This window comes from Methylobacterium sp. WL18 (genome assembly GCF_008040015.1).
Taxonomy (GTDB): Bacteria; Pseudomonadota; Alphaproteobacteria; order Rhizobiales; family Beijerinckiaceae; genus Methylobacterium; species Methylobacterium mesophilicum.
Map to the genome: position 1 here is coordinate 1 of NZ_VRVD01000476.1, position 3,651 is coordinate 3,651.

A 3,651-nucleotide genomic window follows, 5' to 3' on the forward strand; every position below is an offset into this window, starting at 1 on the left:
CCGCGGGCGGCGGCGACTCGCCGGGTCGGAGCCGAGCCGCGCCATGCGGGCGCGGAACTGGGCCTCCTCGAGCGCGTCGTGCCCGGTCACGGTGGAAGACGGGGGGAGGGGCTGGCTGGACATGCTGGGCTCGCGAAGATCGGGGCAACGGGCGAGCCCGGTCGCGATGCAATCGGGGTCGCCCTTCTGGGCTTGATGTGACGCGCTCGCCGACGCCGAGTCGGTAACCGTCCGGCGCAGCGCGCCGGATATCGGACCCGTCACGCTGCGATCGCCCCTTCATTCGCATCGTCGTTTTCGCGAAGGCCGGCGGCCCCCATTCAGGACGATGCTCTCGGCGGGGTGCGGCGGGGCTTTCCCCCGCAGACCTCAATCGATCAGCCGCTTCAGCAGCGCGAAGTTGTCCTGGATCGAGAGGACGGTGCCGATCATTTCGCCGCGCGCGCAGGCGCTCGCGCCGACCAGCCCCAGCCAGCTCCCCGGGGCGGGACGCGCGCTGCAATCGGCGACGCTGCCATAGAGGAGCATCGCCACCGGCAGGACGAAGATCGCAAGCTTGAGAAGACCGAACGCACGTCCGAAGACGCTCCTACGGGGACGCGGCGGCGCATCCCAGTCGTCGTCCCAATCCGCCTCGGGGGCGGCCCTGTCTCGACGGTCCATCGCGCTGCCTTGCCCGGCCGGATCGATATTCGCCGCCGAAACTGACACGCTTTCGTGAAGCGCCACCTAAAACGGATGTTTAAAGGCGGATGAAATCGACGCCCGGTACCAGGACGCGCACCGTCAGGCGGCCAGCGCCCGTCTCACGGTGGCGCGCAAATCCGCCAGGGAGAACGGCTTCGTCAGCACGTCGGTGACGATCGCGTCGAGACCGCGGGCCCGCTCCCGCTGATCGGCGAAGCCGGTCATCAGCAGAATGGTCAGGTCCGGGAAGTCGCGCTTGGCGGCGAGCGCCAGCGCGATGCCGTCCATGAGCGGCATGCGGATGTCGGTCAGCATCAGGTCGAAGCCGCCATCGGCCTCGTTGAGCCGATCCAGCCCGTCGCTGCCGTCATTGGCGGTCACGACGGCGTGGCCGTCGATCTCAAGCCCCCGCTTGAGGAAGCCTCGGACGGTCTCTTCGTCATCCACGAGGAGGATGCGCGCCATGGGGTCCCGTAAACGTTCCTGATCCTGGGCCTGATTCGGAGGATGTCCCGCCAGGATGAGACTTCAGGCCTGCTTATGGATAACAGATCACGAACGGAACCGTTGCGCTGTCAAGGCACAACTCGGGAAAACAATCGCATCCCCATCCGCCGGGACGAAAATGCCGCGCCGTCCAGCGGACCGATCACGCCTCGTCGAACAGGTCCGGATCGCCGCTGTCGAAATCGACCACGCCCACGAAGGGCAGTTGCCGGTAGGCGTGGGCGGCATCCATTCCGTAGCCGACTACGAACACGTCCGGGCAGGTGAAGCCGACGAAATCGGCGTCGATCGTCACCGCGCGCTTGCCCGGCTTCTCCAGGAGCACCGCGGTGAGCACCCGCTTGGCGCCCCGTGCCATGAGCAGATCCTTGGCGAACACGACGGTCCGGCCGGATTCGAGGATGTCGTCCACCAGCAGCACGTCCCGCCCGCGCACCTCGCTCTGCACGTCGCGCAGGATCTCGACCTGCCCGCTGGAGACCGTGCCCGTACGGTAGCTCGATAGGTGCACGAACTCGACCTGCGGCGACAGCCCCACCCGGTGCAAGGCCCGGAGCAGGTCGGCGGCGAACATGAAGCTGCCCTTGAGCACGGCGACGACCAGAAGGTCCTCCGGGTTCGCCGACAGGATCTCCTGCGCCAGCTCGGTGTTGCGCTTGGCGATCGCCGCCTCGTCGAACAGGGGGCGGACGCGCCGCTCGGGGATGCTCATCTGACGGGTCCCGGAGGTTTCTTTTTTGTGCGGGCTCACCGCCGCGATCGAGACCGACCTTAACGCCCAGGACCCGCCGGGGGAACACCGGATCAAGCCGGCGGCCTGCCGTCAGCCGTTGTCGCCGCGGATCGCCGCGATCACCGCCTCCGTGACCGCGCGGGTCGTGGCCGTTCCGCCGAGATCGGGGGTGTGCAGGGCGGGATCGGCGGTGACGCGCTCGACCGCGCGCATCAGCCGGTCGGCGGCGGGTTGTTCGCCGAGATGCTCGAGCATCTGGCAGGCGGTCCAGAAGGTCCCGACCGGGTTGGCGATGCCCTTGCCGGCGATGTCGAAGGCCGACCCGTGGATCGGCTCGAACATCGAGGGAAACCGGCGCTCCGGGTTGATGTTGGCGGTGGGCGCGATGCCGAGCGATCCCGCCAGGGCCGCCGCGAGGTCCGACAGGATGTCGGCGTGCAGGTTCGTCGCCACGATCGTGTCGAGGGTCTGGGGCTTCATGGTCATCCGCATGGTCATGGCGTCGACCAGCATCTTGTCCCAGGCCACGTCCGGGAAGTCGGCCGCGACCTCGGCGGCGATCTCGTCCCACATTACCATGGCGTGGCGCTGGGCGTTCGACTTCGTGACCACGGTGAGCAGCTTGCGCGGGCGCGTACGCGCCAGCTCGAACGCGTAGCGGATGATGCGCTCGACCCCCGAGCGGGTCATCATCGAGACGTCGGTGGCGACCTCGTTGGCATGGCCCTGATGGACCCGCCCGCCGACGCCGGCATACTCGCCCTCGGAATTCTCGCGCACGATCACCCAGTCGAGTTCCGGCCCGGTGACGTGGCGCAGGGGGCTGGTGATGCCCGGCAGGATGCGGGTCGGCCGGACGTTGGCATACTGGTCGAACGGCTGGCAGATGGCGAGCCGCAGGCCCCACAGGGTGATGTGGTCCGGCACGTCCGGCGCGCCGACCGCGCCGAAGAAGATCGCGTCGTGGCCCTCGATCTGCGCCAGACCATCCTTCGGCATCATGACGCCGTGGGCCTTGTAGTAGTCCGAGCCCCAATCGAACCGGTCGAACGCGAATCCGAAGCTGCCGTCGCGCTCGGCGAGGGCGTCGAGCACTTCGATGCCGGCGGCGATGACCTCCTGGCCGATCCCGTCCCCCGGGATGGCGGCGATGCGGTACTGCTTCATGGCGTGGCCTCCGTTTCTGGGACCCTACGCCATTCAGGACGCGTCGGCGTCCCCCGCCAGGAGGGCACAGGGCCGTTTCCGCCTCGACAGCGATGCGTTGGCGACCATCTCGGCCCCGCAAATCAGCCGGAGTGGGGGGACGCTCACAAGAGGCGAATGCCGAATGCGCGCTGCCCTACGCCGGCCGAACGATCGTTCTCGCGCGCCACGGGGCATCCGCAAACGCAAAAGGGGTCGGCGATCCGCCAACCCCTTGCGCAGTCGTCCTGAATGGATGGTACCACCGCCCCGGCTCGAACGGGGGACCCCCAGATCCACAATCTGGTGCTCTAACCAACTGAGCTACGGCGGCACTGGCGGGCGGTGTATCGTGGGCCGCGGCAGTTTTCAAGACGATGTGTGCAGGCTGATGCGGTGTCGGTGGACGCAGGGCGGATTCGCCTCATAAGTGCACCGACGAAACCGCGCATCGGCCAGGGCGGATCGGGGGTAGGGGCGAGCGTGAGCGCGCGAGAGCCAGCGGCGGGCGCGACCGGGAGCCGGGATCGGGGCCAGGC

At 68.3% G+C, this 3,651-nt stretch carries 4 protein-coding genes and 1 tRNA gene; all 5 read right to left on the reverse strand.

The genetic code is table 11. From position 1 onward, the window contains the following. Positions 1-369 precede the first annotated feature (369 nt). Positions 370-729 carry a hypothetical protein gene (locus FV228_RS23205; protein WP_238261451.1) on the reverse strand — a complete coding sequence of 120 codons (360 nt, stop codon included), beginning with the start codon at positions 727-729 and terminating at the stop codon, positions 370-372. A gap of 57 nt (positions 730-786) precedes the next feature. Beyond that, positions 787-1,152: a response regulator gene (locus tag FV228_RS23210; protein WP_007567202.1), complete on the reverse strand. Its 366-nt coding sequence runs from the start codon at positions 1,150-1,152 to the stop codon at positions 787-789. Between the two features lie 184 nt (positions 1,153-1,336). After that, positions 1,337-1,906, reverse strand: coding sequence for a hypoxanthine phosphoribosyltransferase (hpt, locus tag FV228_RS23215; protein ID WP_147856744.1), 570 nt, complete (start codon positions 1,904-1,906; stop codon positions 1,337-1,339). Between the two features lie 111 nt (positions 1,907-2,017). Further along, entirely contained in the window at positions 2,018-3,094 is a 1,077-nt protein-coding gene (locus tag FV228_RS23220; protein WP_147856745.1) for a tartrate dehydrogenase, read from the reverse strand. A gap of 275 nt (positions 3,095-3,369) precedes the next feature. Further along, positions 3,370-3,446, reverse strand: a tRNA-His gene (locus tag FV228_RS23225). Between the last annotated feature and the right edge of the window lie 205 nt (positions 3,447-3,651).

Bases quoted from the DNA above. Each gene is read 5' to 3' on its own strand.
- FV228_RS23210 (WP_007567202.1), bottom strand. From the start codon at position 1,152: ATGGCGCGCATCCTCCTCGTGGATGACGAAGAGACCGTCCGAGGCTTC.
- FV228_RS23220 (WP_147856745.1), bottom strand. From the start codon at position 3,094: ATGAAGCAGTACCGCATCGCCGCCATCCCGGGGGACGGGATCGGCCAG.
- hpt (WP_147856744.1), bottom strand. From the start codon at position 1,906: ATGAGCATCCCCGAGCGGCGCGTCCGCCCCCTGTTCGACGAGGCGGCG.